Raw genomic sequence first — 25,406 nt, forward strand, 5'->3', positions numbered from 1 at the left:
TCATTCATATAATTTATGAGGCAACGTTATGGAAAGTTCACAATATATTTTTGTCGTGTCAGGCGTAGTTCAATGTGTTGGGTTCCGTTACCACACCAGTAGGCAGGCGCAAGCTATGGGGCTCTCAGGTTATGCAAAGAACTTAAATGATGGTCGAGTTGAAGTGTTAGCTGTCGGAGAGAATCAACAAATAGAGAAGTTACATGCTTGGCTCAATATTGGCCCTTCGAGCGCAACAGTAGACAACGTAGTGATGCATCAAGTGAAAGATAGCGAGCGCCAGGACGTACGCATAGGGGCGTTTAAAATACTGTAGTTATGGCACTACAGTATTTATATCGAACGTAACTTAATAGCCTAAAGCGGATTAGGTTCTACAAGCACTTTGCTGGTTTAGGTAAACCGGCGAGCTTGGTCGCTTGTTTTGCAGGGCCTTTTTTGAATAACTTGAAAAGGTACTTACTGTTGCCTTTTTCTGGGCCGTGGGCTTTTTCCATTGCTTTAACGAGCATGCGAACCGCTGGTGAGGTGTTGAACTCTTCGTAAAAGCTCCTTACAAAATGTACGACTTCTAAGTGTGCATCTGTAAGTTCAATCGCCTCGTCTTGAGCAAGAATTTCAATCATACCTTCTTCCCATTGCGTGTAATCCAATAGGTAGCCTTGAGCGTCGGTTTCGATTTGCTTGCCGTTATATTCAAACATGTTTAATCCAGAATCCAATTAACTATGCGGATAGGGTACATGACCAAGTTTGTCTTTCTCAACTGAAATTGTAGCTATCTAAAGAAATATCGCACTTATAGATAAAAAAAGCCCAAGAGATAAGCTCTTGGGCAAGATATTCTTCAATGATGGGAACGATTAGTCGTCGCTGCCCATGATGCCTAGGATGCTTAGTAGGCTGATGAAGATGTTGTAGATCGATACGTACAAGCTGATCGTTGCAGAGATGTAGTTTGTTTCACCGCCACGAATGATGTTTTGCGTTGTAAGCAAGATAACACCAGTCGAGAACAGGATGAACATACCGCTCATTGCCAATGATAGTAGAGGCATTTGTAGGAAGATGTTTGCAACCATACCTACAAGTAGTACTACGAAACCAGCTAATAGCATGCCATTAAGGAACGACAGGTCACGCTTAGTTGTTAGTGCGTAAGCTGATGCGCCCATAAACGCCAGTGCTGTACCGCCAAGTGCAGTTAGGATGACATCACCCATGCCTGCGCCAACGTACATGTTTAAGATTGGACCGATGGTGTAGCCTAAGAAACCTGTAAATAGGAATGTGAAGACTAGACCCATGCTGTTGTCACGGTTCTTTTCTGTTAGGAAAAGTAGGCCGTAGAAGCCAACTAGCATGATAATAAGACCCGGGCGAGGAAGGTTCATCGCCATGGATACGCCTGCTACAACAGCAGACCAAAGTAGTGTCATAGACAGTAATGCGTAGGTGTTACGCAACACTTTATTGGTTTGCAGAGCACTTTCTTGAGATGCTGTGCGTGAAAACATAGGGCTGTTCATAATCTTCCTCGTAAGGTGACTTCAATAGTTATTAGTACATTTATGGGGGTGAAAGTTCGAAAAATCAAGTCTCTCATTCCTCTTGTATACGTAAAATAATAATCAAAATAGTCGGTTAAGTGTTTCTGAAGGTGTAACAAAGTATTTCTTAAAGTGCAGTTAAGGTTCGTTGTTCAATTTTAATCGCACTGAATCGCTGTTTATAATCTTGAAAAACTAATTATAACACTGAAAACAAAGAGGCGACCTAAGCCGCCTCTGTAGTTTATGCATCATAACACATTAGTGGTGTAAGATTTGGCTTAAGAAGTTCTGCGTTCTGTCTGATTGTGGGTTTTCAAAGAAATCGACAGGGTTGTTCTCTTCTATGATTTCACCGGCATCCATGAAGATAACGCGATCCGCGACCTCTTTAGCAAAGCCCATCTCGTGCGTTACACAAAGCATCGTCATGCCTTCTTCTGCAAGCTCAACCATTACGTCTAACACCTCACGAACCATTTCTGGATCGAGCGCCGACGTTGGCTCATCAAACAGCATCACTTGAGGGTTCATACACAAAGAGCGAGCGATAGCTACACGCTGCTGTTGACCACCTGAAAGCTGACCTGGGAACTTGTCCGCTTGCTCTGGGATTTTAACTCGCTCTAGGTACTTCATTGCAATCGCTTCGGCTTCTTCTTTTGGCATCTTTTTGACCCAAATAGGGGCCAGAGTACAGTTCTCTAATACCGTCAGATGTGGAAACAGATTGAAGTGCTGGAAACACATGCCGACATCTCGGCGAACGGCTTCAATGTTCTTTAGATCTTCCGTTAATTCATTACCTGAAACGAAGATATGACCTTTTTGGTGCTCTTCTAATCGGTTTATGCAGCGGATCATCGTTGATTTACCAGAGCCTGAAGGGCCACAGATAACGATTTTCTCGCCTTTTTTCACTTCTAGATTGATGTTCTTAAGTACGTGGAATTCACCGTACCACTTGTTCATGTCTTTCAACTCGATCATAAGACCTTGAGAGTTGTTTTCTGTCTGCTGCGTCATAATACGTCCTTGATCTTGTTAATTATCGTTTGTGACCGGTGTGAAGTCTGTTTTCTAGCCATATCGAATATCTCGACATGCCAAAACAAAACACCCAGAACACTAACGCGACAAATACATAACTTTCTGTTGAATACCCAAGCCATTCAGGGTCGGTATTCGCGGCTTGGCCAATCCCTAGTACATCAAACATACCAATGATCAAAACAAGACTGGTATCTTTAAACAAACCAATGAAGGTGTTCACAATTGAAGGAATCGTGATTTTAAGAGCTTGAGGTAGAATGATAAGCCCAGTCTTTTTCCAGTAGCTTAACCCCAGAGCATCAGCTGCTTCGTATTGGCCTTTTGGTATTGCTTGTAAACCACCACGAATTACTTCGGCCATGTAGGCTGCACTGAATAGTACTACCCCAACAAGTGCTCGAATCAGCTTATCGGTTTCTGTCCCTTCTGATAAAAAGAGTGGCAGCATTACTGAAGCCATGAATAGAACTGTAATGAGCGGTACGCCACGCCAAATTTCGATGTATACGGTACACATACTGCGAATGATCGGCATCTCTGAGCGACGCCCAAGAGCAAGTGCAACACCAATAGGGAGTGACACTACAATACCAACAAGTGCGATGACCAGTGTAACCAATAGGCCGCCCCATTTATGGGTATCAACAACTTCTAACCCAAAGACGCCACCGTATAGCAAGCCGGCAATGATAAATGGGTAGATGTTGACGAAGAACAACCAAATCCACGTGCGTTTAGGTGTTTTTTCATAAGCCAGTAAGGCTACAAAAATGGCCAACGTTGCGTAGAAGAGGCGAGGTCGCCAAAGTTCAGCTTCTGGGTAGAAGCCATACATGAATTGGTCCCAACGAACGCTGATAAAAACCCAACAAGCGCCTTCGCTAGTACAGGCATCGCGTGTGGTTCCTATCCAGTCGGCACTGATGAATGCCCAATCCGCTATTGCCCATAATAGGGTGAAAGCAAAGTAAGCAAGAATCACAGTGACGACGCTGTTAACAGGTCCATTAAATAGATTTTTTCTTAACCAACCGACTGGCCCAACGGTATTCGCTGGAGGCGGAAGATCAGGTTGAAATTGATGTGTACTCATCTTATCTCTCCACCAACGCTACTTTGCGGTTGTATATGTTCATTAGAGCGGACGTTAATAGGCTCAAGGTTAGGTAGACGCCCATTGTCATCGCGATTACTTCGATAGCTTGTCCAGTTTGGTTCAGTGTTGTTCCTGCAAATACAGAGACAAGATCAGGATAACCAATGGCCATCGCAAGTGATGAGTTTTTGGTCAGGTTTAGATACTGACTGGTTAGTGGTGGGATAATGATTCTTAATGCTTGTGGAATAATGACAAGCTTTAGAGTTCTAGAACGTGGGATGCCTAGAGACATCGCAGCCTCAGTTTGCCCATGGTTTACCGCGTTAATACCTGAACGAACAATCTCAGCAATGAACGCTGCTGTGTAGATACTTAAAGCGAGCATCAATGCAGCAAGCTCAGGGATTATGGTAACACCACCCTTGAAGTTAAACCCTTTCAACACAGGGTAATCTGCAGAGATAGGCATGCCCATAACAAAGTAAGTTACCAACGGTAAGCCTAAAATCAACGCAGCGGCAATTCGCAACATTGGTGTTTGTTGGCCGGTCAGTTTCTGTCTGTTCTTCGCCCAGATGTTGATAATAAACGTAGCGATAATACCGACAATCAATGATGCGATGACAATGCTACTGCCTTGCTCAAAGACTGGAGCAGGGAAGTACAATCCACGTACGTTCAAGAAAATTGCTTCACCTAGACTCATACTTTGACGAGCAGAAGGCAAGGCTTGTAGAACGGCGAAATACCAGAAAAAGATTTGTAATAGAAGAGGGATATTTCGGAATATCTCAATGTAGACAGCTGCAAATCGGCTAACTAGCCAGTTTGAAGAGAGTCTAGCGATACCCATACTAAAGCCCAGCACTGTAGCTAGCATAATGCCGAGTACTGAAACTAAAGCGGTATTGAGAAGACCGATAAAGAATGTACGACCGTATGAGAAGGTCTCGTCGTATTCAATCAGTGTTAAGCCGATACCAAAACCAGCTTCTTGGGAGAGAAAATCAAAACCAGTGGTGATACCACGGGAATCTAAGTTTGTGAGTGCATTATTTACAATCGTGTAAAAGAAAGCACAAAGCGCCCCGACGGCGATAATTTGGAAAATGATGGAGCGAAAAGTGGGGTTGTAAAATAAGTTGGCACTTTTGGGCTGTGGCTTTGCCTGAGCTGGAGAAATAGTTTCATTAGGTTTCATACTACTATAACCTCAAATCCATTTAATAAATAGGGCGGAAAACTCCGCCCTAGTTGATGCTTGAAAATTTATTAACGGATTGGTGGAGCGTACATAAAGCCGCCCGCATTCCATAATGCATTTACACCACGAGAGATCTGAAGTGGAGAACCTGTACCAACAGTACGCTCAAAACTCTCACCGTAGTTACCAACTTGCTTAATTACTTGGTAACCCCAGTCGTCGCGAATGCCAAGGCCTTTACCTTTAGGACCGTCTACACCAAGAATACGTTTGATGTTTGGATCTTTTGACTTAAGCATTTCGTCTGCATTTTTAGAAGAGATGCCGTATTCTTCCGCGTTAATCATTGCTGAAAGTGTCCACTTAGCAACGTTAAACCATTTATCATCATCTTGACGAACAACAGGGCCTAGAGGCTCTTTAGAGATGATTTCAGGAAGTACTTCTGCAGATTTAGGATCAGCTAGGTTTAGACGAAGTGCGTATAGACCAGATTGGTCAGTCGTTAGCACGTCACAACGACCTGCGTCGAAACCTTTAGATGTTTGTGCTGCCGTATCGAATACCACTGGCTTGTAAGACATGCCACTGTTACGGAAGTAATCGGCTAGGTTAAGTTCAGTTGTTGTACCTGATTGAACACATACAGAAGCGCCATCAAGCTCTTGAGCACTTGTTAGGCCAAGTTCTTTCTTAACCATGAAGCCTTGACCATCGTAGTAGTTAACGCCTACGAAGTTCAGACCTAGAGCAGTGTCACGATGTAATGTCCATGTTGTGTTACGAGATAGTACGTCGATTTCGCCAGATTGAAGCGCAGTAAAACGCTCTTTTGCTGTTAGAGGTACATACTTAACTTTAGTCTTGTCACCGAGTACAGCCGCTGCAAGAGCTTGACAATACTCAACATCAATTCCTTCCCATTCACCTTTTGAGTTAGGGTTAGAGAACCCTGGAAGACCGGTACTTACACCACAAGTTAGAAAACCTTGAGATGTGACTTTGTCCAGAGTGCTTTCTGCCGCTGATGCCGATGTTGCCATCATCGCAGTTGATGCAGCTACTACTGAAGCAAGAAGTGTTAGTTTATTTGTCATTTGTATCCTTCCTTGTTAACCAGGTGACACCTGATACTCGTGCTCGTTTGAGTTTCTCTATGTGTTGCGTTTTCTATGACCTTGTTGTTCAAATTAAACGAGTTGCATTTTGCAAATGAAACTGTGTGCGATTTAAACAACTGTTTATAAGGTTAGGAAAGGATCCGTAGTTTCACAAATGTATAATTTAAAAAGAATTTTGAATGAAATCACAAATCCGAACACAATTAGAATGACCAAATGTTAAGTGAATGTAAATAGTGCAACAGTTCACACTGTTGGTGCAACAAGATTTAGGTTTTTATATTGATAATCGACTAGATAAATATTCTGAATCAACATCACAATGGTGAAATATTAAACTTAAGAAATGTTGAAATTTGGTCAATAAATATTTTTATTACACTTCGATAGTTATGAATATGCTCCAAATTTGGTAGCATGGCTGAATAGTTATTGAAGTAGTCTCAAGGAAGAACATGCGTTATTTCCCAATGTTTTTGGATGTAGAAAATAAGCCAATCTTAGTGGTTGGTGGGGGTGAGGTTGCTTGCCGTAAAGTCGATAGCTTACTACGAGCTGGGGCGGATGTGACTTTGGTGTCTCCCAAGGTAGCGCCTTACTTAAAGCAGCTTGTGGACGAGAACAAACTTCACTGGGTTCAAAACTTTTATTCGTCACAGATCATATCGAAAAATTACTTACAGGTTTGGGCCACAACAGACAACCCAAGTTTGAATCACCAAGTGTATAATGATGCGAAAAAACTGGGCATTTTAGTCAATGTGGTTGACGATCTTCCTTACTGCGACTTCATCACACCTTCGATGATAAATCGCGGCAGAATCCAAATTGCCATCTCTAGTGGCGGTGCATCACCTGTTTTAGTGAGAAATATCAGAGAAAAACTCGAAACCGTATTGCCACAAAACATAGGTTTGATAGCAGACTTCGGTGCATCAAAACGCAATTCAATCAAAGAGTCATTCCCAACCGTCGACGAGCGTCGTAAGTTTTGGGAGCGATTCTTGTCATCCAGCTTTATCGAGCAGGTGAATGACAGAGAGCAGTTAGAGTCTTACTACCAGCAAGCGCTAACCGAAGGCATTGATAGCGAAGGGCAGGTTACTTGGATTGAATTCGAGCAAGATGTCGAGTTGTTGTCTATGAAGGCTTTACGTTTGATGCAGGAGGCAGAGCTCGTACTTTCACCGAGCGATTGTCCATTTGAATTTATCGACCTGTGCCGCCGAGATGCAGAAAGAGAGAGCTACGCCAACAGCGGAGAGCTATCAACAAAGCTTGAGCAAGCAAGAGCAGAGAAATTACGAGTGTGTGTGTTTATTCCACCAGCGAGCGTAGAGTTTAATCTGTTGGTCGGCAAAGATCTAAAATTGTCAGCAGCCCAAGTACTCGGTTGAGGTAGTTGCTTCTAGTTGAAATGAGAGCTTTCTGGTTGTTTGAAATCGGCTAGAGGCTCGGAATAAAACTAAAGCTGGACCAGATAAATAAAAAGCCACTTCCCTTAAAGAAGTGGCTTTTTGCTATTTCAAACACGACATTGTGCAGATGAATGAGCAACCCAAATAGGCGGTCGCTCAAACTCAATAATTAGTCGCGGAAGTTGTCAAACTGGAAAGGTTGACCAAGTTCACCGCTGCGAACTAGGGCCATAACAGCTTGTAGGTCATCACGCTTCTTACCAGTAACACGAACTTTGTCACCTTGGATAGAAGCTTGAACTTTAACTTTGTTGTCTTTGATTAGCTTAACGATCTTCTTAGCGACATCAGTTTCAATGCCTTGCTTAAAGATAACCGTTTGGTGCCAAGTGCGACCTGTTTGGTCTGCCGCTTTCGCTTCCATCGCGTTAGGATCAACATTACGCTTCGTTAGGTTGCTGCGAAGGATATCGCGCATTTGCTTCAGTTGAAAATCGTCTTGAGCAGTCAATTTTACTGATTCATCTTTGTAATCAAAGCTTGCTTCAACGCCGCGGAAATCGAAACGAGTCGATAGTTCACGGTTTGCGTTGTCTACTGCGTTACGCAGTTCTACTGCTTCTACTTCAGAGATAATGTCAAATGATGGCATTGTGTTGTTTCCTTAAGCTAAGTTTCTATCTTTAATTGCTGTTGCAAGCATGTCTAGCATTGTTGCAGTATCTTCCCAGCTTAGGCATGGGTCAGTAATCGACTTGCCATATTCTAAGTTGTTGATATCTGTCATTGGCTGGTTGCCTTCAATAATGAAGCTCTCTGCCATAATGCCTGCAATTTGGTTCTTGTTAGATTTAATTTGCTCACAAATGTCTTGTGCAACTTCTAACTGCTTACGGTGCTGTTTCTGACAGTTAGCGTGGCTAAAGTCTACAACCAAACGTTGAGGTAGGTCGAATTCAGCCAGTTGCTTACATGCAGTATCTACAGATTCAGCGTCGAAGTTAGGGCCTTTATCACCACCACGTAGAATAACGTGACCGTATGGGTTGCCAGAAGTACGGTAAACCGTCATGCGGCCGTTCTTATCTGGAGAGTAGAAGTAGTGTGAAGCATGTGCTGCACGAATTGCATCGATAGCAATCTTGATGTTGCCGTTGGTCGCGTTCTTGAAGCCAACTGGGCAAGACAGTGCAGAAGCCATTTCACGGTGAATCTGAGATTCAGTTGTACGAGCGCCAATCGCACCCCAAGTGATAAGGTCTGCAATGTACTGACCTGTGATCATATCAAGGAATTCAGTCGCGGTAGCTAGGCCAAGCTTGTTGATATCGAGCAGAAGCTTACGAGCTTTGTTCAAGCCTGTTTCAAGTGCGTATGAACCATCAAGGTTAGGATCGGTAATCAAACCCTTCCAACCTACAACAGTACGAGGCTTCTCGAAGTAGGTTCTCATTACCACGAACAGTTCATCTTTGTACTGGTCTTGAATTTTGCTTAGGCGCTCAGCATAATCAAGTGCCGCATCTGTATCGTGAACAGAGCAAGGGCCTACGATAACTAACAGGCGGTTATCACGACCAGTTAGGATATCTTCGATTTGGCGGCGAGAATTTTTAATGCGCTCAGCAACGTCGTCAGTAATAGGGTGTGCATTGCCTAGTTCGGCAGGAGTTGGCATAGGACCCAGAGCTTGGGTTCTCAACTCATCAGTTTTTAATGGCATGTGATAGCTTTTTTATTCTATTGCGAAGTGGTTAAGATAACGGAATTGAACAGAGGAATAAACTCTATTGAGTCAAAGTTATCTCAGTTATTGCTAATATTCTTATTTTTATCAGCAGGCCAGCGTCAAATAAGGGATTTTCACTTGTATTAACAGGCAGCTGTCGGTATTTTCGTTTGAACACAACATAAAAATGCTGGAGCAGCAATGACTCAAGAAAATCAAAGCACTTTGCACCCAGAACTTGTCTTAGGTGATGTGCTGCCTTCTTACAACGATAATAATAATTCCAACCACTTATACGTTTCATTATCAGAATTGGTGATGGATCGTGTCTTTTATCATCCAAGTATCGAGAGTCACTTAGATACTTTGACTGATATTGAAAAAACGTCTTTAGATGCAATCCTTGGCGATAAAACCGTCGATGAGCATTTTGTTTCGACCTTAGTGATTGCCATTCAAGCTGCCGTTCAGCCAAATCACACTTCTGTTCGTATCGCATTAAGTAGTGCAGACAGCTATGGCTTCCGTTCGCTACTTGGCGGGAACTGTGAAGCTGAAGAGATTAACCCAGCACTAGGCGTTCGTGGCGTTGCTCGTTACGCGACACCAGAATACAGCAAGGCTTTCGCTTTAGAGTGTCAGGTTATTAAAACGTTGCGAGAGCAGGGTATTAACGTCGAAGTGGTTGTGCCGTATGTACGAGCATTAAGCGATGCCGCTAAGATTATTGACCTGCTCGCCGAGCAAGGGTTACCACGTGGCCTTAACGGTTTGAAAGTACTGTTCTCATGCGATGTGCCGTCTGCAGTGCTACTGAGCGAAAGATTGCTGCATTACTTCGATGGTGTAGTGGTAAACGTTGATAGCTTAGCATCTTTCACTTTAGGCGTAGACAAACACAATGAAGCTCAGCAACACGCTTTTGATCCACAAAACGAAGCGGTTATTACCTTGTTGGATATGATTGTTAAAGCAACCCTGAACGCGAAGAAGCCAGTGTTGCTAGTAACTCAAGGCTTAGTGGATTACCCACGTCTACAAGGTTACATAGCTGATCTTGAAGGCGTAGAAACGGTCGTGACTGCATAAATCGGCTTGTTGTCTTAATAAATCAACTGGCTATATCCGTTTATTTGAAGCGCTAAAGCTTTGAGAATGAAAGAGATATCATTATGCGATGACATCTCTTTTTTGTAACATTTTTTTGACATCTCTATCGCTAATCGATTAACTGGTCTGATGACTGATTTGACTAGGTAATCCGAATGTTGACCCCTCTACAAAAAGCAAATTTCTACTTGAGTATGTTTGGTTTTTTCAAAGTGCCTCTGATTTGGTTATGCAGACCAAAATTGCTCGCACTGGATAACCAACATGTTGAGGTCAAAATCCCTCTTAAAAGACGAACGAAGAACCACCTCAATAGCATGTATTTTGGCGTTTTGGCTGTGGGTGCTGATGTGGCGGGTGGCTTTCTTGCGATGAGTAAATCTCAGCAGCAAGGTGAAAAGATTTCGTTGGCATTTAAAGAGGTGACGGGCAACTTCTTAAAGCGTCCAGAAGGCGATGTGCATTTCACCTGTAATGATGGAGAGTTGATCAACACTATGCTGGAAGAAACTATGTCTACTGGGGAGCGAGTGAACCAACCTGTAACCATTATCGCGACTTGCCCATCTTTGCATGGCGACGAGCCAATGGCCGAGTTCACGCTAACGCTTTCGATTAAGAAAGTCCCGTCTAGGAAATAGCTCGGAAGTAGATGGAAGCTTGAATAAGTGAATAAGTGAATAAGTGAATAAGTGTAAGAGCGGTATGTGAATTGACTATCCACATACCGTGCTGCACACCATAGCAAAGCTAAGATTCTTGAGTGATTTGCTCGATGTCGACGATCTTTGAACGGTTCATTACAATCTTCCAACGGTAATAAGTCGGTTCGTTATCGTGATTGTTCTCTTTAATGATCAGGTTGAGCAAGTGGCGCTTTTCTACCGATTCACGGCTAACTTGCCCTTCATTCAAGCGATACACCTTGTTTGAACCCTTATCCATCAATCGTGTCAGCGCTCTTAAGCTGATGGATAACGTTTCACGAGTCTCTTCATAACCACTCATGAACGTCGATGTCGACATCTCAGTGTGCGAACGATAGTGCAGGATTTGCTCTTCACGTTGGACTACACGCTTCTTACGTATCGATTGAATACGGTCTGCTAGCTTAGAAAAGCTTGCGTAGTCCAACCACTCGAGTTTATGACCGACAGATTTATTGGTCGTCGGGTCGAAGTAACGACGCTTCCATTTAGGTTTGCCTTTACGCAGCCAGCGCCAAAGGATGTCTCTCAAGTCATCTTTAAAGATTTCACGCAACGCATAGATGAATGACATCGCCACGATGAAGGAGGCGGTAATCTCACCAAGAAAATCACGAGCCAAGATCACAGTAGTAGTCACGACAACCATCACCAAACCGGTCGCAATGCCTTTCACGGCACGCTTAACGTTCTTACCCATTGATGTCGTCTTTTCTTTAAGTACGATAGGGTGTTCAATCAAACGTCGCAGCAGTCGCATCTTGTTACTCAGACGGGTGACGTCTTCACGTACCCTAGCTGAGTTGTAGCGGTTGAGCTTGCGGTGAGCGGTTTCCTTATCACAAAGCGTTAAGAGTCGCTCCTTAATTGTGGAGTACTCGCTGCCACGTGGCATATGAGATACCAGCGATAAGAACTTTTGCTCTGTGTACCATGAAAGATAGTTATCAATGTTGGCGTAGTAGCGCTTAAGGTTTTCTTCATAGGGAATACTACGACGAAGCTTCTTGAGGATATCTAAAGCCAGTTCAATGACTTCATCTACTTCATCAGCCGTTACGTCGTCACTATCATTCTTATTCAGGCTACTTACCGCTTTATCTAACGCGATAACATATTGATAGGCGAACAAACTCAAACTGACACGATACTGCGTAATCGACAATCGTCCACGCTTAGCTAAGCGACTGTGCACCAAAGGTAAAAGTGTTTTGTCACTGTAGTAGGCACGTTTTTGAGTGATTGAGCTGTAGAAAAAGGCACTTTCAGAAAGCACTTCAGGAGTCAGTCCAAGTTCACCGGGAATGAATAGATAAACGTCCATGTCGAGCTTTTTTGTCTTAGCCATGGCATGGTTAATTTTAAGTGTTATCGCATCTTGTTTATCAACGGTGATCAACGATGTCTCCTAGAATGTAAAAATATGAATGAAACTAGCGAAAGCATATCAGAGATCACGTATAATCTCCGCCAAATTTAAAGTAGAGACAATCTTGATGATTAATATTGGTCAAATAAACAACTTAGAAGTAGTAAAACAAGCAGACTTCGGTGTATTCCTTGACGCGAGCGACTATGGAACCGTGTTGCTGCCGAAACGATTTACTCCTGAAGGTGTTGAAATTGGTCAAAAGCTAGATGTTTTCTTATACATTGATTCTGACAACCAGATCGCTGCAACGACTGAAAAACCAATCGCTCAAGTAGGCCAGTTTGGTTTGATGACGGTTGAAGGTGTTAACAGCACTGGTGCATTCATGAGCTGGGGCGTGAAAGGTAAAGACCTTCTTGTTCCTTTCAGCGAGCAGCGTGGCCGTTTAAACGAAGGTCAGTCAATCTTAGTATATGTGTATATCGATAAAGCATCGAGCCGTATCGTTGGTACAACGAAGTTCAACAAATGGTTAGACAACACGCCTGCGACTTATAAGCAAAATGAGCAAGTCGATCTCATTATCGCTGAGCGCAGCCAACTTGGTTACAAAGCGATCGTGAACGGTGAACACTGGGGTATGATTTTCCCATCTGACATCATCGGTAAGCTGTTCATTGGTAAAACACTAAAAGGCTACATTAAAAACGTTCGTGAAGAAGACGGTAAGATTGATCTGTCTCTTCAGAAAGTTGGTGTCGCTAAGATGGATGACCTAAGCACTAAGGTTCTTGACCTGCTTGAGAAGAAAGGCGGTTACCTGCCTTTGAATGATAAGTCTTCTCCTGACGCTATTTTCTCTGCATTCAGAACCAGCAAAGGTACGTTCAAGAAGACAATTGGTGGTTTGTACAAATCTGGCAAGATCACTATCGACAAAGAAGGTATCAGCTTAGTTAAATAAGCGATTCTCTCGGTCAAAAAAAAAGCCCAAACCTTCCTGTTTGGGCTTAGGGGAAAGGGCTCCGAAGAGCCTACGCTAATCGTTTTAATCTTTTGACTATTAGATTGAAGTCTAGTTTAGATTCTCTAGAGTGCAATTTTTCTTTTTGGAAATAGTGACTTGAATTGATATTTATATAATTAGCTGTTGATTTACAAGCGCTCGCACACTGAGTTACATGGCCGATAGAATAGAAAAAGCCCAAACAATTAACGTTGTTTGGGCTTTTTGTTTATCTAGCTGTATACAGGGAGAAAGCTTTTAGAATAGGTTCTTATCGCGCACTAGCTCGCGTGGTAAACCGTTCTTCACTCGGTTGCCAACCCACTTACCAAGGCCGATGATTGCACCATTGTACTTCACTAGTACTTCACCTTTGCCAGACAAGCCTTCAGGGCGAACATCACGTCCCATGAACCATTCACGAGCATCTTCAATACTTAGCTCGACAACATTAGCTTCATTGCCAGTTGCAAGCGTTGTTGCTACTTGGTGCTGCCAGCGGTAACCTTTTTTATGGGTTTCGGCGATCTTGATTCCCATGCGAGAAAAACGGAACTCACCGATCATCGGCTCTAGCGCTTCTGGGAATAGCCAAACGTCTTTGTCGCGAATCCAAACTTGAGTATCGCTTGGCAATTCGATATCGAGAGTACTCATCAGTTGTTCAGCGACTTCTTGCTGAGTTTTCTTTGATGCTTTTTCAAATGGGAATTTACCCATACGTTTTTTAACTTCTGGTGGAGCCACAGACGCTAGTTTACGGATACGCGCAACAAAGAAACCTTCTGAGTCATAAACTTGAGGGAAGATGTGTAGAAAGCCTTCTTCTGTCGTGGTTGCTTTTGCGTTGTCGAATAGTGATTCAAGAGATTCAAACTCAACCGCATCACCAAAGGTCTCTTTTAAGTGATGACACACTTGTTGGTTCTCTTCGGTGCTAAGCGTACACGTTGAGTAAACCAACACACCATTAGGTTTAAGAGCATGGAATGCACTTTCAATCAGATCTTTTTGCGTATCGGCAATGTCGACCACAGATTGATACGTCCAGTTCTTCATCGCATCGGCGTCTTTACGAATGGTACCTTCGCCAGAGCAGGGCGCGTCTAACAACACAGCATCAAACTGTTCTGGTAACCAACCACCGAAAACTCGACCGTCAAAGTTACTTAGAGCGGCATTACGAACGCCACAACGTTCGATGTTAGCGTGAAGGACTTTCACACGGCTTGCAGCGTACTCATTGGCAACCAATACACCGCGATTATTCATTAGCGCAGCGATTTGCGTTGTTTTAGAGCCGGGTGCAGCCGCAGTGTCTAACACCGCTTGGTAATCAGCTTCGCCTTGGAAAAGTGCCGAAGGTGGCATCATCGAGCTGGCTTCTTGGATGTAGAAAAGACCAGACATGTGTTCTGCCGTATTACCTAGTGGCGCTTCACTTTCATCAGCTGTAATCCAAAAGCCCGTTTCACACCAAGGTACAGGTTCCAGTTCCCAGCCTTTCTCTTTTGCTCGTACTAGGAAGTCTGCAACACTGATTTTCAATGTATTGACTCGAATGCTTTTACGAAGTGGTTTTTGGCATGACGCAACAAAAGAAGCCATATCTAGATGACTAGGCATGATTGCTTCGATGTGCGTTAGGAATTCTTCAGGAATATATACGTTAGCGTGCAAAAGAGTGTCTCGATTTATTGCATTAATGCGGGGAGTTTAAAGCAAAATGAGGCCGTCCTAAACCATATTTATAGCAAACAACAAAAATGCAGCCGAATGGCTGCATTTTGATGAAGAATTAATCTTCCGGAAACGTCAGTGGGTTCACGCTATGGACGAGGAATTGCGGTTCTCCATGATTTCCACTCATCTTCGGCTTTAGGGTAGAGATAGAAAGACTGATCTTCGTTTGCCACTGGCTGAAGTTCATTTGTCGGTGGCGTTGAGAATGTAATACCACCTCTCAACAAGCTGTCTACCGTTCCGGCTTTGATGTTTGCGCCAGACAGGCCGATAGAGACATCGACGCCCGACACGTTCCAGAACACGGTGTTTGCGCGGATTAGATACGCGTAATCAGGTTCTATTTGAATCGTAGAGATGATGCGGTCAGCAAACTCGCCCAGCTGAACATCGATAACACTGCCGATTTCTAGCTCCCGGAATAGGATAGGCGTGCCTTCAGATACCGAGCCTCGCGTTTCGCTTTGTAGCTGGAATATCTTGCCTTCAGGCTGCACAGGTCCCTTACTAAGCTCAAATTTCGTGTTTCTTTCACCTTTGCCCGGATCTACGTTGATGTGCTTAGAGAGCAGCGCAGAGACGTTTTTGATGCCGTTAAGTCCAATCTCAGGCTCTGCCAACCAGAAGTGGCTGTTTGCCACAGCAATTTTGTCGACGTATTCAGGTAAAATTCGCGCAGTAATTTCAATACCGCCCTTGTTGAAGTTCGGAATCACCAAAGTAACCTCACCAACAGTGACACCTTGATATTTGATCGCCATGCCTTTGCTGACTTCTTGATCGCCAGAAGAGGTGATGGTAATCGCGCGGCCAAATTTTCGAGCGGATTTCGAATCTTTATATAGCTTCCATACATCGCCGAGTTTGTTGTCGATTCCCGGCATAGAGTCAAAAGCAATACCGCCTTGGATAAGGGTTTTAACGGGTGCCGCTTTAATGCTGATACCCGATAGCGATGCATCAACTTCAACGCCTGAACGGTTCCAGAAAACAGTGTGCTTATTGAGTAAGTGCGTGTAACGATTTTCGATTGTGACTTTGATTCTTACGCCACCGTCTGCTAGCTGAAAATCAGAAATACTACCCACTTGTAGGTTACGGTAGAGGAGTGGGCTGCCTTTAGAAATTGAAGGTAACTCACTCGCAAACAAAGAAAGTGTCTTTGAACCCGACTGATTAAACTTAGCAATTTCTGCTAACGACTTACTTTGGAAAAGTTGGTAGTCCGTTCGAGCTTCAGACTTGCCTTCACTCACAAAGCTAATCGAGCCTGTAAGAAGCTGTTTTGCTGGTGGGACCGTAACACTCAAGCCTGATTCGGTTAGCTCTGCAGTCGCACTGCCTGTCACAAAGAAACGGTTGTGGCTTTTGATAAGGTGCGCATACTCGTTGTCGATAAGTGCATCCATGAAGACTTCGTGTTTATCAGAGCCCGTACCAACACCATCAACTAATCCCACATGGATGATAGAGCCAACGGCAATGCCTTTGTAGAGAAGTTGTGTACCGACATCTAAACCGAACGAATTGTTCGACGTTAAGCGAATCGCAACGGATTTCTCTTGTTCCTGACTGAATTCATTTTTGCGGATCGCAGTAAATCGACGTGCTTTTTCACCTTCGCCCGGTACCAAGGTTAAAAAGTTACCTGTCACTAAATTGGCAATGTTTTTCATGCCAGTAAGCGACAGTTCAGCTTCTTCTAGAACGAATTTACTGCCACTATTTAAAAAGTCACTGAATGCCGGTTGAATAGCGGCAGATGCGACGACGTTTTCACGCCCTTCACTTAGCGATAAATCAGTGATTTGACCGATTTCGATGCCGCGATACATGATCGGAGCACCCGTTGCACTGATCTTGTTGTCATCTGGTACGGCGATCTTGATAGAGATACCTCGACCCGCTGTTTTCAGATCTGGGTAGAGTTTGAACTTAGTATTCATCTCAACCGGTTGGCCTTCTCCCGGAGAGTCGACCGCAATTGAACCGCCAAGCAATGCACTTAGGCTCTCTAAGCGAACATCAACACCGGAAAAACCAATACTTGCACCTAAACCGCTGACATTCCAAAAACGGCTTTGGTCTGTGATTATATGGCTGTACTCATCTTTAATTGACGCTTGAATCGTAACGGATTTCGCGTTGTCGTTTAACTGGTAGTTGTAAACCTCACCAATTGGGATTTTACGGTAAACGATTTGAGAACCAACAGACACGCCGCCCAGATCTTTGGTCGTCAGTGAAATATTCAAACCTTCAGAAGCCAGTAAGTCAGAAGGGGATGATTCTAAGGCTTGGAAAACGGTTTCTGGGTCTTGTTTGGTTTCGCTCGGGTGGATAGCAATATAGTTACCTGAAACAAGTGCGTCTAATCCTGAGATACCCGACAAACTTGCTGTCGGCTTTACAAGCCAGAAACGAGTGCCTTTTGAGAGTAGCTTCTTCGCTTCTGGGTAGATGTCAGCATCGACATAGATACTCGATAGATCTTTGGATAAAGTGATGTCACGCACCATACCCACCTCTAAGCCTTGGTAACGAATCGTTGTTCGACCTGCGACTAAACCTGCGGCATCTGAGAAGTATATCTGCACACGTTGCCCAGCATCGTGTATCGATTTCATGACCAACCAACCGGCTAAGGCGACGGTTAATATCGGCAGAATCCACAAAGGTGAGATGCCTTTGTTTTTCCTTACTTCTGGTGAATATGACGTTTGTGATTGGTTATCGTTGTTCATTCACTGACTCATCTTTAGAGGTGTGGTTATCCCAAATTAGCCTAGGATCTAAGCTTTCCGCTGCTAGCATCGTGAGAACAACTACGACGCCAAAAGCGACTGCACCATAACCTGGTGTAAAGTTTAAAATTTGCCCTCGGTCGACCAAGGTCATCATGATCGAAATAACGAACAGATCCATTACCGACCATTTTCCTACCCATTTTACGATGAAATAGATGGTCATACGTTGCCTGTGGTAAACGGCGCGCTTCATCTTGATACAGATTAAGATGTACGCGAGGCCCAGTATTTTCGCAACGGGCACGACGATACTGGCAATGAAAATGATCGCAGCGATGCCATACATATCGCTATTAATTAGCGAAGCGACACCGGAAATGATGGTGTCTTCCAGCCTTTGACCGTTGGTAATAAGGATAGAAATAGGAATAACGTTAGCGGGAACAATGGCCACCGATGCGGCAAACAGCAGAGCCCAAGTCTTCTGAATAGAGTAGGGCTTACGGTGATATAAGTCATGGTGACAACGCACACAAGTATGACCGTCAGGCTGAGATAGGTGACAGTTGTGACAGTGTACGTTCTTAGTTTCAGCAAAAGAGTATTCAGATTCTTTTGCCCAAGCTTCCCAGTAGCGACGCACACTGATACGGCTTACTAGTAATACGCTGAAAAGCTGCAGAAGAATCAGGCCAATCAAACCAGGGCCGACGAAAATGTCTGAGTAATCTTGCAGTTTGAAACATGAGACCGCCAAACTTACCAGAAACACATCCAACATCATCCAATGTTTGAGAGTCTGGATAATGGCTAATGCATAACGAAAGGGTGTGAAGATCTTAAAACGCAATGAGGCATGAGTGATGAGTACCGACGTACACACGAGCAACGGAGCGATCGAACTGCAGAACAGGATCAGCAAACCAAGTAGAGGAAAGCCTTCGCCCATTAAGGTAAAGACGCCGGATGGTAACGTCGCGGGAATCATGACACCAATCAGGCGAATACTGATGAATTCAAAAAAGTGCGATGGGATAAACAGCAATAAGCAGGTAATTGCAATTGCTAGGTTTCCAGAGAGGCTAGGAGTCCCGCCTCTATAAAGCTGAGTTCCGCATCTTGGGCAGTAAGCAGATTTCCCTAAAGGGATGTCCATTTTATCTACGGGAAGTTCGCAGCCCTGGCAAAGACGCACTGAGCTGCTGTCGCATTGGTGTTTTGTTGATAAAGGGTTGGTTACGGATGGGGAGGTCACGCGACCTCCCAAGTTGAAACGTAAGTTAGGTTAGCAACCCGATTTAAAGACTCAGAGCCACAAACATCAGGCGTGCGATTGCACACTGCCGTAGAGTGTTTGATAGAGTCCTTGTTGTTCAACCAATTCACCATGTGTTCCCGTCTGTGTGACTTGTCCATCTTCTAAAACATAGATTAGATCGGCTTGTTTCACCGCTGATAATCGATGAGCCACTATCAAAGTTGTGCGATCTTTCAAAAACTCGCTCAACGCTTTATGCAGGGCTGACTCTGTTGCTGTATCGAGTGCAGATGTCGCTTCATCAAGAATAACAAACTTAGGATTGCTCAGCACCATACGAGCTATTGCTAAGCGTTGTCGTTGACCACCAGACAGTCGAACGCCATTCCTACCAATTTGTGTATCTAAGCCATTGCTCAGTTGCTTGATGACATCTTGCATTTGAGCGACTTCAAGCGCACGCCACAACGACATTTCATCGTATTCAGCACCAAGGGTCAGATTATGCCTTAATGTATCGTTAAAGAGTATAGGTTGTTGTAAAACCACGGCAATTTGATTGCGTATTACATCAAAGCTGATGTCATCGGTTGTTTCACCGTTATAGCGAATGCACCCCGAGTCTGCTTGGTAAACCCCAATCAGCAACTGGATTAAGGTAGATTTACCCCCGCCACTTGCGCCGACCAAAGCGACTTTCTTACCTGCAGGGATGTGCAGCGATAGCCTATTTAAAACAGTGTTTTCCAATGTGTAAGAGAATGTAACGTCTTCGATGTCGACAGTCACTTCTTGATCTTCAGTAAATGGGTTCACTTTACTAATAGGGCGCTTCTCTTCTTCTAACTGAAGAAGATCGTTGATGCGTTGCAGTGCCGCTTTCGCGCTATACCAAGAGAATTGAATCCCTAGTAGCTCTTGAACTGGGCCTAACATGAACCACAAGTAGCCAAATACTGCGAAAATCTGACCAATGGTTAAGTCACTGAATAGCACCATTAGCATAGCGACGGCACGGAAAAGCTCGAAACCTAATAAGAAGAGTAGAAACGAAACACGGCCAGCAGCTTCAGATTGCCAAGCGTATTTGTCGGCATCGATTCTTACTTGGTTAGCTTGAACCTTAAGTTCGTCGAGAAAAATGCGTTCTTTATTCGCCGCACGCAGTTGGTAAATGCCGTCTAAGGTTTCCACCAAACGGTTTTGAAAGCGCTCGAAAGATTGGTTTTCGTACTTCTTAAGGTGTTTGACCCTGCTACCTAGTCTACGGGAGAAATAAATCACAACAGGATTGACCAGTAAAATGAACAACCCTAAACGCCACTCTAGCCACAACAGCACGATCGCTGTCCCGAACACGGTCAGGAAGCTGATGATAAATTTAGAAAGAGTTGAGCCAATGAACTTATCTATTGTCTCTATGTCTGTTATTAGGTGGGCGTTAATACCGCCGCTGCCTTTGGTTTCGTATTGTCGAATACTGATGCGGCCAAGCTTATCTATCATCTTGCTGCGCATCTGATAGGTAATTGTTTTGGATACAAGCGTAAACTGACGCCCTTGCAGAATGTTCAGTGCTTGGCTAACGGAGCGCATGATAATCACTAACAACAAAGTTAGTGCTATATAGCCAGTCGGTGTCTGTAATGAAGATGGAAGTAGGTGGTTCATCATCTCTAAGCCTGAAGCGGGCTTATCAAGTAATACTTCATCAACCATTAATGGCATGAGCAACGGGATAGGGACACTAATGAGAGTTGCAAATATGGCAATAATGTTAGCAAACAGTAATTTGGACTTGTGTTTTTTTACTTGAGTTATTAACCAAGAACGGCTAATAGTGTCTTCTGAATTGTTCATTGTAATGAGAATAAGTCCTATTTAGTTTGATGGCCGCATTCTACTGCGTTCTCTTGATAATGGAAGTCTCAATTTAATTGGAAGTTAATATGAAAATAGAACATTACCAACGCTTAACCAAACAAGCCGTTGCATTAATTGAATCAGAAACCGATCTAACTGCTAATCTTGCTAATATCAGTTCATTATTATTCATGGAATTGGATGACTTGAATTGGGCGGGTTTCTATTTAATGAAGCAGGACCAAGCTAAGGAAAAAGACGAACTTGTACTGGGTCCTTTCCAAGGTCAACCTGCTTGTGTGCGAATTCCAGTAGGGCGTGGTGTGTGTGGAACTGCGGTTGCGACGAATACAGTTCAGCGCATTCATGATGTTCATGAGTTCGAAGGTCACATCGCTTGTGACGCTGCAAGTAACTCAGAAATCGTTATTCCGTTCTCGATTGGTGGAAAAATAGCGGGCGTTCTTGATATCGATAGCCCAAATGTTGGTCGTTTTTCTCAAATTGACGAGGACGGATTAACATTTTTCATGGCAGAAGTGGAAAAGCTGCTTAATTCGCACGCGAACAAGGCATAAATTATTCTCTTACTGTGGTTTTTCCCAAGCATCTCTCTATAATACGTAAAAATATTTTCTTAATGCTCGCGGAAAACCGCAAAAACCAGGAACCCACATGGAAAACACTGAAAAGTTAAAAAACAGCAAAGAAGTTATCGCATATATTGCTGAATGTTTCCCTAAATGCTTTACTCTAGAAGGTGAAGCGAAGCCACTTAAAATTGGTATTTTTCAAGATCTTGCTGAACGTCTAAATGAAGACGAAAAAGTAAGTAAGACTCAGCTTCGTGCAGCGTTAAGACAGTACACATCATCATGGCGTTACCTGCACGGCGTAAAAGCTGGCGCAGAACGTGTTGACCTAGACGGCAACGCGTGTGGCACACTAGAAGAAGAGCACGTTGAACACGCTAAAGCTACACTTGCAGAAAGCAAAGCGAAAGTTCAGGCTCGTCGTAAAGAACAAGCACAAAAAGCTCGTGAAGAAGGCAAAGCGAAACCTAAGGCGAAGAAAGCTCAACAGCCTCGTCGTCAAGCGCCTAAAGCACCAAAAGTAGAAAAGCCTGTAGAAACACGCGCTTTGAACGCTGACGAATTCATCGCTGGCAAAGAAGTAAATGTGAACATGGGTAAAGGAAACATGGCTGCGACCATTGTTGAAATCAATAAGGAAGATGTGCGTGTTCAGTTAGCAAACGGCCTACAAATGGTTGTTAAAGCGGAGCACTTGCGCGCTTAAAGGAGATACTCCTACGCATGAAATGCCGTTCAAAATTGACACTGATTGCTGCTAGCTTTTGGCTAGCAGCTTCAGCTCAGGCTCTTGAAGCCAAATTAGATCAGGACGATTTACCTCTACTCGCTCCTGAGGTCCAACACGAAACTGCTAGTAAACGTGTTACTTCTCGATTTACTCGTTCTCACTATAAACACTTCAATCTCAACGATGATTTCTCTCAAGCTATCTTTAATCGTTACTTAGAGATGCTGGATTATAATCGTAATATCTTCACTCAAGCTGATATTGACTCTTTCGCTGCGTCATCTACACAAATTGATGATCAACTGAAAGCAGGCAATAACCAGATTGCATTCGATGTTTATAATTTGTCTATGCAGAAGCGTTTTGAACGTTTTCAATATGCTTTGTCTTTGCTAGATACAGAGATTAAGTTTGATACCGATGAAAGTATTGAGCTCAATCGTAGTGAAGCGGAATGGCCAAAAGATATCGCTGAAGTGAATGAGCTTTGGAGAAAACGCGTTAAATACGATGCGTTGAATCTAAAACTTACTGGCAAAGAGTGGCCAGAGATTCAAGAAGTTTTGGAAAAGCGTTACAACAATGCGATGAAGCGTATTACGCAATCGCACAACGAAGATGCTTTCCAAATCTACATGAACGCATTTGCGCGTGAAGTTGATCCTCACACCAGTTACCTTTCTCCAAGAAATGCAGAGCAATTCCAATCTGAGATGAATCTATCTCTAGAAGGTATTGGTGCTGTACTTCAGATGACAGACGACTACACCGTTATTCGATCTTTAGTTGCTGGTGGCCCTGCGTCAAATAGCAAACAATTGAGCGATGGCGACCGTATTGTTGGCGTTGGTCAAGATGGCGAAGAGATTGTTGATGTTATCGGCTGGCGTTTAGACGATGTAGTGCAATTAATTAAAGGACCGAAAGGGACTAAAGTTAAGCTACAGATCTTGCCAGACGGTAAAGATGCAAAAAGTCACGTTGTCACAATTGTACGCGATAAGATTCGTTTAGAAGACCGCGCTGTTAAATCAGAAGTTATTGAAAAAGATGGCAAGAAGATTGGTGTACTAGAAGTACCTAGTTTCTATGTTGGTCTTTCTAAAGATACCGATAAACTGATCACTGAGCTTAAAGAGCAAGGTGTTGAAGGTATTATTGTTGATTTGCGAAACAACGGTGGTGGTGCACTAACGGAAGCAACCGAACTCTCTGGTTTGTTTATCAAAGAGGGGCCTGTTGTTCAGGTTCGTGATAGCTACGGTCGTGTCAAAGTGAACAGCGATACTGATGGTGAAATCAGTTACCAAGGTCCGTTAACGGTATTGGTGAATCGCTACAGTGCTTCGGCATCTGAGATCTTTGCAGCAGCGATGCAGGATTATGGTCGTGCAATCATCCTAGGTGAAAACTCTTTCGGTAAAGGTACGGTACAACAACATCGTTCTTTGAATCATATTTATGATTTGTTCGACAAAGAGTTGGGCTACGTTCAATACACAATCCAGAAATTCTACCGAATCAATGGTGGTAGTACGCAAAACAAAGGTGTAGTGCCTGATATTGCTTACCCAACGCCAATTGACCCAGCAGATACTGGTGAAAGTGTTGAAGACAATGCTCTACCTTGGGACAGTATTGATAAAGCAAATTACTCAGTGTTACAGCGTAACGATGAGCAAATTGCTGCTTTAACAGCTCAACACCAAGCTCGTATTGCGACAGATATGGAATTTGGCTTTATCGCGCAAGATATTGAAAAATATAAGGCAGATAAAGACGATAACGACCTTTCTTTGAATGAAAAGGTACGTCAGCAAGAGAGCGATGATGCGGATGCGCTTCGTCTAGATCGTATCAATCAACGTCAAAAAGCCGCTAAGTTAGAGGCATTTAAGACGTTGGATGATATTCCTAAAGACTATGAAGCCCCGGATGCTTATCTTGATGAGTCTGTTGCTATCATGCTGGATATGATCAAGAAATAGAGCAAACGCCTGTTAAAAGGTGATTGTTTAAAGATACACAATTCAAAAGCGAGCCTAGGCTCGCTTTTTTTGTGTCTATGATTTGACAGGAATATCTGATTGTAACCATTGAGGTTGTCGCAAAGAACACTCAATATTCAGGGTGATTTAGTTCCATTTTGCGTTGGATAATGACACTTAAGTTACTTCGCACTTAAAATTTAGTGACTTGGATCATATTTTTTCGCTTTCTAATCATTACGTGCCTAAGCTTAAAGAAAATGAGGGGGCGCGTATGAAATGGATTCTACTAATTTTATCTTGTTTAAGTTTTGTTGCTTTTGGGAGCGAGGTCGCTTCGAGCAGCCAACAATCAAAAAGTGATAGTAATCTATCTCATTTTGACCTTCCTCTGTTGCTTGGTGATTGGTATTTGATGAATCCAGATCCTGAGCAAGGTACTGAAAACTTTAGAGCAATCAAGCTTACTCTCGATTCAAATTACTCATTCACTATCGATATCCAAAAGAAAGACTACAGTGTGGATCACTGGGAAGGTTTGTATAACGCCAATGAAGACACCATTATTTTAGGTTTGAATACTTCTGAGCCTCAGGTTTACGCGTACAGCAGTAACCATAATATGCTGAATCTTAACGGTGTTATGTTCACCAAAGCCTTGCCCAACGCCCTAGCTGGAATTTGGTCAAGCGCTGAATTGTCTGGAAGCGATTTGCGTGCGAGTAACATTCAAAAAATGGATTTGGTGCTTCAACCTGATTTTATCTTCATGTTCCGAGTGTCCGATGAAGAAGGGGGGGAAGTCATTCGTCGTGGTGTGTATTACACCGAGGGCGACCAATTAGTACTACTTTATGAGAACGGCGAACACGGTACTCGTTACACATTGAACAGTGATGTTTTGACGCTTCAAGGTGAAGAGGGAGACATGTTCGCGGTGCTTAATCGCATACGTTAACTACGAGTTTAGCCATAGAATCGGCTCGTTGAAAATATGGCACACAGTTCATTTCTTAGCCGTTCCTTTCTGATTTGATTGATAAAATAGCAAAACATGGAGGCATTTTCCTACAATGCCTCCTTTTTTTAATATTCCCCTTGTGTTCTTGGCGCTC

At 43.5% G+C, this 25,406-nt stretch carries 22 protein-coding genes; 9 read left to right on the top strand and 13 right to left on the bottom strand.

Translation table 11 applies throughout. The features are described from left to right. Nucleotides 1–28: 28 nt before the first annotated feature. Nucleotides 29–316: an acylphosphatase gene (gene yccX, locus OCV20_RS07610; protein ID WP_086775769.1), complete on the top strand. Its 288-nt coding sequence runs from the start codon at nt 29–31 to the stop codon at nt 314–316. A gap of 58 nt (nt 317–374) precedes the next feature. On the opposite strand, the gene OCV20_RS07615 is transcribed toward yccX, so the two are convergent. From OCV20_RS07615 to OCV20_RS07640, 6 genes are all read right to left on the bottom strand, one after another. Continuing rightward, the gene (locus tag OCV20_RS07615) at nt 375–704 is read right to left on the bottom strand and encodes a TusE/DsrC/DsvC family sulfur relay protein (protein ID WP_017057205.1); all 330 of its coding nucleotides are present in this window, start codon (nt 702–704) and stop codon (nt 375–377) included. A gap of 159 nt (nt 705–863) precedes the next feature. Further along, entirely contained in the window at nt 864–1,529 is a 666-nt protein-coding gene (locus OCV20_RS07620) for a Bax inhibitor-1/YccA family protein (RefSeq protein ID WP_017057206.1), read from the bottom strand. Between the two features lie 282 nt (nt 1,530–1,811). Further along, on the bottom strand, nt 1,812–2,576 hold the full coding sequence (locus OCV20_RS07625) for an amino acid ABC transporter ATP-binding protein (protein ID WP_017059704.1): 765 nt from the start codon (nt 2,574–2,576) through the stop codon (nt 1,812–1,814). A 22-nt stretch (nt 2,577–2,598) separates the two neighbouring features. Continuing rightward, nucleotides 2,599–3,696, bottom strand: coding sequence for an amino acid ABC transporter permease (locus OCV20_RS07630; RefSeq protein WP_017066317.1), 1,098 nt, complete (start codon nt 3,694–3,696; stop codon nt 2,599–2,601). A gap of 1 nt (nt 3,697) precedes the next feature. Further along, the gene (locus OCV20_RS07635) at nt 3,698–4,903 is read right to left on the bottom strand and encodes an amino acid ABC transporter permease (protein WP_061038970.1); all 1,206 of its coding nucleotides are present in this window, start codon (nt 4,901–4,903) and stop codon (nt 3,698–3,700) included. Nucleotides 4,904–4,974: 71 nt separating this feature from the next. Then, nucleotides 4,975–6,003, bottom strand: a complete 1,029-nt coding sequence (locus OCV20_RS07640) for an amino acid ABC transporter substrate-binding protein (RefSeq protein ID WP_048610904.1) — start codon at nt 6,001–6,003, stop codon at nt 4,975–4,977. 479 nt (nt 6,004–6,482) lie between these two features. Here OCV20_RS07640 and OCV20_RS07645 point away from each other — a divergent pair, with 479 nt between their 5' ends. Next, entirely contained in the window at nt 6,483–7,424 is a 942-nt protein-coding gene (locus tag OCV20_RS07645) for a precorrin-2 dehydrogenase/sirohydrochlorin ferrochelatase family protein (RefSeq protein WP_086775768.1), read from the top strand. A 190-nt stretch (nt 7,425–7,614) separates the two neighbouring features. Here the strand turns inward: OCV20_RS07645 and OCV20_RS07650 are convergent, their stop codons facing one another. Both OCV20_RS07650 and OCV20_RS07655 read right to left on the bottom strand, forming a co-directional pair. Continuing rightward, nucleotides 7,615–8,097 (bottom strand): YajQ family cyclic di-GMP-binding protein, encoded by a 483-nt coding sequence (locus OCV20_RS07650; RefSeq protein ID WP_004733632.1) that lies wholly within the window; start codon nt 8,095–8,097, stop codon nt 7,615–7,617. A 12-nt stretch (nt 8,098–8,109) separates the two neighbouring features. Further along, nucleotides 8,110–9,168, bottom strand: coding sequence for a 3-deoxy-7-phosphoheptulonate synthase (locus OCV20_RS07655; RefSeq protein ID WP_017059698.1), 1,059 nt, complete (start codon nt 9,166–9,168; stop codon nt 8,110–8,112). A 207-nt stretch (nt 9,169–9,375) separates the two neighbouring features. Here OCV20_RS07655 and OCV20_RS07660 point away from each other — a divergent pair, with 207 nt between their 5' ends. Continuing rightward, nucleotides 9,376–10,263, top strand: a complete 888-nt coding sequence (locus tag OCV20_RS07660) for a putative PEP-binding protein (protein WP_048612141.1) — start codon at nt 9,376–9,378, stop codon at nt 10,261–10,263. A gap of 176 nt (nt 10,264–10,439) precedes the next feature. After that, a complete protein-coding gene (locus tag OCV20_RS07665) occupies nt 10,440–10,925 on the top strand; it encodes a PaaI family thioesterase (RefSeq protein WP_048612140.1) in 486 nt (161 codons plus the stop codon). A 109-nt stretch (nt 10,926–11,034) separates the two neighbouring features. Here OCV20_RS07665 and OCV20_RS07670 read toward each other — a convergent pair whose 3' ends face one another. After that, complete coding sequence (locus OCV20_RS07670; RefSeq protein ID WP_048612139.1) at nt 11,035–12,390, bottom strand: hypothetical protein; 1,356 nt, start codon at nt 12,388–12,390, stop codon at nt 11,035–11,037. 28 nt (nt 12,391–12,418) lie between these two features. Here OCV20_RS07670 and OCV20_RS07675 point away from each other — a divergent pair, with 28 nt between their 5' ends. Continuing rightward, nucleotides 12,419–13,327 carry a CvfB family protein gene (locus tag OCV20_RS07675; RefSeq protein ID WP_197275897.1) on the top strand — a complete coding sequence of 303 codons (909 nt, stop codon included), beginning with the start codon at nt 12,419–12,421 and terminating at the stop codon, nt 13,325–13,327. A 300-nt stretch (nt 13,328–13,627) separates the two neighbouring features. On the opposite strand, the gene rsmF is transcribed toward OCV20_RS07675, so the two are convergent. From rsmF to OCV20_RS07695, 4 genes are all read right to left on the bottom strand, one after another. Next, a complete protein-coding gene (rsmF, locus tag OCV20_RS07680; RefSeq protein WP_086775767.1) occupies nt 13,628–15,049 on the bottom strand; it encodes a 16S rRNA (cytosine(1407)-C(5))-methyltransferase RsmF in 1,422 nt (473 codons plus the stop codon). Nucleotides 15,050–15,198: 149 nt separating this feature from the next. Next, nucleotides 15,199–17,856 (bottom strand): MlaD family protein, encoded by a 2,658-nt coding sequence (locus OCV20_RS07685; RefSeq protein ID WP_086775766.1) that lies wholly within the window; start codon nt 17,854–17,856, stop codon nt 15,199–15,201. Beyond that, on the bottom strand, nt 17,843–19,126 hold the full coding sequence (locus OCV20_RS07690) for a paraquat-inducible protein A (protein ID WP_086775765.1): 1,284 nt from the start codon (nt 19,124–19,126) through the stop codon (nt 17,843–17,845). Before OCV20_RS07690 ends, OCV20_RS07685 begins: the two co-directional genes overlap by 14 nt. A gap of 54 nt (nt 19,127–19,180) precedes the next feature. Then, complete coding sequence (locus OCV20_RS07695) at nt 19,181–20,977, bottom strand: ABC transporter ATP-binding protein (RefSeq protein ID WP_086775764.1); 1,797 nt, start codon at nt 20,975–20,977, stop codon at nt 19,181–19,183. A gap of 89 nt (nt 20,978–21,066) precedes the next feature. Between OCV20_RS07695 and OCV20_RS07700 the strand changes: the two genes are divergently transcribed. The 4 genes from OCV20_RS07700 (at nt 21,067) to OCV20_RS07715 (ending at nt 25,249) form a co-directional block, all read left to right on the top strand. Next, nucleotides 21,067–21,558: a GAF domain-containing protein gene (locus OCV20_RS07700; protein ID WP_017630025.1), complete on the top strand. Its 492-nt coding sequence runs from the start codon at nt 21,067–21,069 to the stop codon at nt 21,556–21,558. Nucleotides 21,559–21,655: 97 nt separating this feature from the next. Further along, on the top strand, nt 21,656–22,279 hold the full coding sequence (gene proQ, locus OCV20_RS07705; RefSeq protein ID WP_017057223.1) for an RNA chaperone ProQ: 624 nt from the start codon (nt 21,656–21,658) through the stop codon (nt 22,277–22,279). Between the two features lie 17 nt (nt 22,280–22,296). Continuing rightward, entirely contained in the window at nt 22,297–24,291 is a 1,995-nt protein-coding gene (gene prc, locus OCV20_RS07710) for a carboxy terminal-processing peptidase (RefSeq protein ID WP_048612134.1), read from the top strand. 274 nt (nt 24,292–24,565) lie between these two features. Further along, the gene (locus tag OCV20_RS07715; protein WP_019823244.1) at nt 24,566–25,249 is read left to right on the top strand and encodes a hypothetical protein; all 684 of its coding nucleotides are present in this window, start codon (nt 24,566–24,568) and stop codon (nt 25,247–25,249) included. The last annotated feature ends 157 nt before the right edge of the window (nt 25,250–25,406 follow it).

It is taken from the genome of Vibrio coralliirubri (assembly GCF_024347375.1).
GTDB lineage: Bacteria > Pseudomonadota > Gammaproteobacteria > Enterobacterales > Vibrionaceae > Vibrio > Vibrio coralliirubri.

Excerpts from the sequence above, each read along its gene's own strand:
- yccX (WP_086775769.1), top strand. The coding sequence starts at position 29 with ATGGAAAGTTCACAATATATTTTTGTCGTGTCAGGCGTAGTTCAATGT.
- OCV20_RS07615 (WP_017057205.1), bottom strand. The coding sequence starts at position 704 with ATGTTTGAATATAACGGCAAGCAAATCGAAACCGACGCTCAAGGCTAC.
- OCV20_RS07620 (WP_017057206.1), bottom strand. The coding sequence starts at position 1,529 with ATGAACAGCCCTATGTTTTCACGCACAGCATCTCAAGAAAGTGCTCTG.
- OCV20_RS07625 (WP_017059704.1), bottom strand. The coding sequence starts at position 2,576 with ATGACGCAGCAGACAGAAAACAACTCTCAAGGTCTTATGATCGAGTTG.
- OCV20_RS07630 (WP_017066317.1), bottom strand. The coding sequence starts at position 3,696 with ATGAGTACACATCAATTTCAACCTGATCTTCCGCCTCCAGCGAATACC.
- OCV20_RS07635 (WP_061038970.1), bottom strand. The coding sequence starts at position 4,903 with ATGAAACCTAATGAAACTATTTCTCCAGCTCAGGCAAAGCCACAGCCC.
- OCV20_RS07640 (WP_048610904.1), bottom strand. The coding sequence starts at position 6,003 with ATGACAAATAAACTAACACTTCTTGCTTCAGTAGTAGCTGCATCAACT.
- OCV20_RS07645 (WP_086775768.1), top strand. The coding sequence starts at position 6,483 with ATGCGTTATTTCCCAATGTTTTTGGATGTAGAAAATAAGCCAATCTTA.
- OCV20_RS07650 (WP_004733632.1), bottom strand. The coding sequence starts at position 8,097 with ATGCCATCATTTGACATTATCTCTGAAGTAGAAGCAGTAGAACTGCGT.
- OCV20_RS07655 (WP_017059698.1), bottom strand. The coding sequence starts at position 9,168 with ATGCCATTAAAAACTGATGAGTTGAGAACCCAAGCTCTGGGTCCTATG.
- OCV20_RS07660 (WP_048612141.1), top strand. The coding sequence starts at position 9,376 with ATGACTCAAGAAAATCAAAGCACTTTGCACCCAGAACTTGTCTTAGGT.
- OCV20_RS07665 (WP_048612140.1), top strand. The coding sequence starts at position 10,440 with ATGTTGACCCCTCTACAAAAAGCAAATTTCTACTTGAGTATGTTTGGT.
- OCV20_RS07675 (WP_197275897.1), top strand. The coding sequence starts at position 12,419 with ATGAAACTAGCGAAAGCATATCAGAGATCACGTATAATCTCCGCCAAA.
- OCV20_RS07685 (WP_086775766.1), bottom strand. The coding sequence starts at position 17,856 with ATGAACAACGATAACCAATCACAAACGTCATATTCACCAGAAGTAAGG.
- OCV20_RS07695 (WP_086775764.1), bottom strand. The coding sequence starts at position 20,977 with ATGAACAATTCAGAAGACACTATTAGCCGTTCTTGGTTAATAACTCAA.
- OCV20_RS07700 (WP_017630025.1), top strand. The coding sequence starts at position 21,067 with ATGAAAATAGAACATTACCAACGCTTAACCAAACAAGCCGTTGCATTA.
- proQ (WP_017057223.1), top strand. The coding sequence starts at position 21,656 with ATGGAAAACACTGAAAAGTTAAAAAACAGCAAAGAAGTTATCGCATAT.
- prc (WP_048612134.1), top strand. The coding sequence starts at position 22,297 with ATGAAATGCCGTTCAAAATTGACACTGATTGCTGCTAGCTTTTGGCTA.
- OCV20_RS07715 (WP_019823244.1), top strand. The coding sequence starts at position 24,566 with ATGAAATGGATTCTACTAATTTTATCTTGTTTAAGTTTTGTTGCTTTT.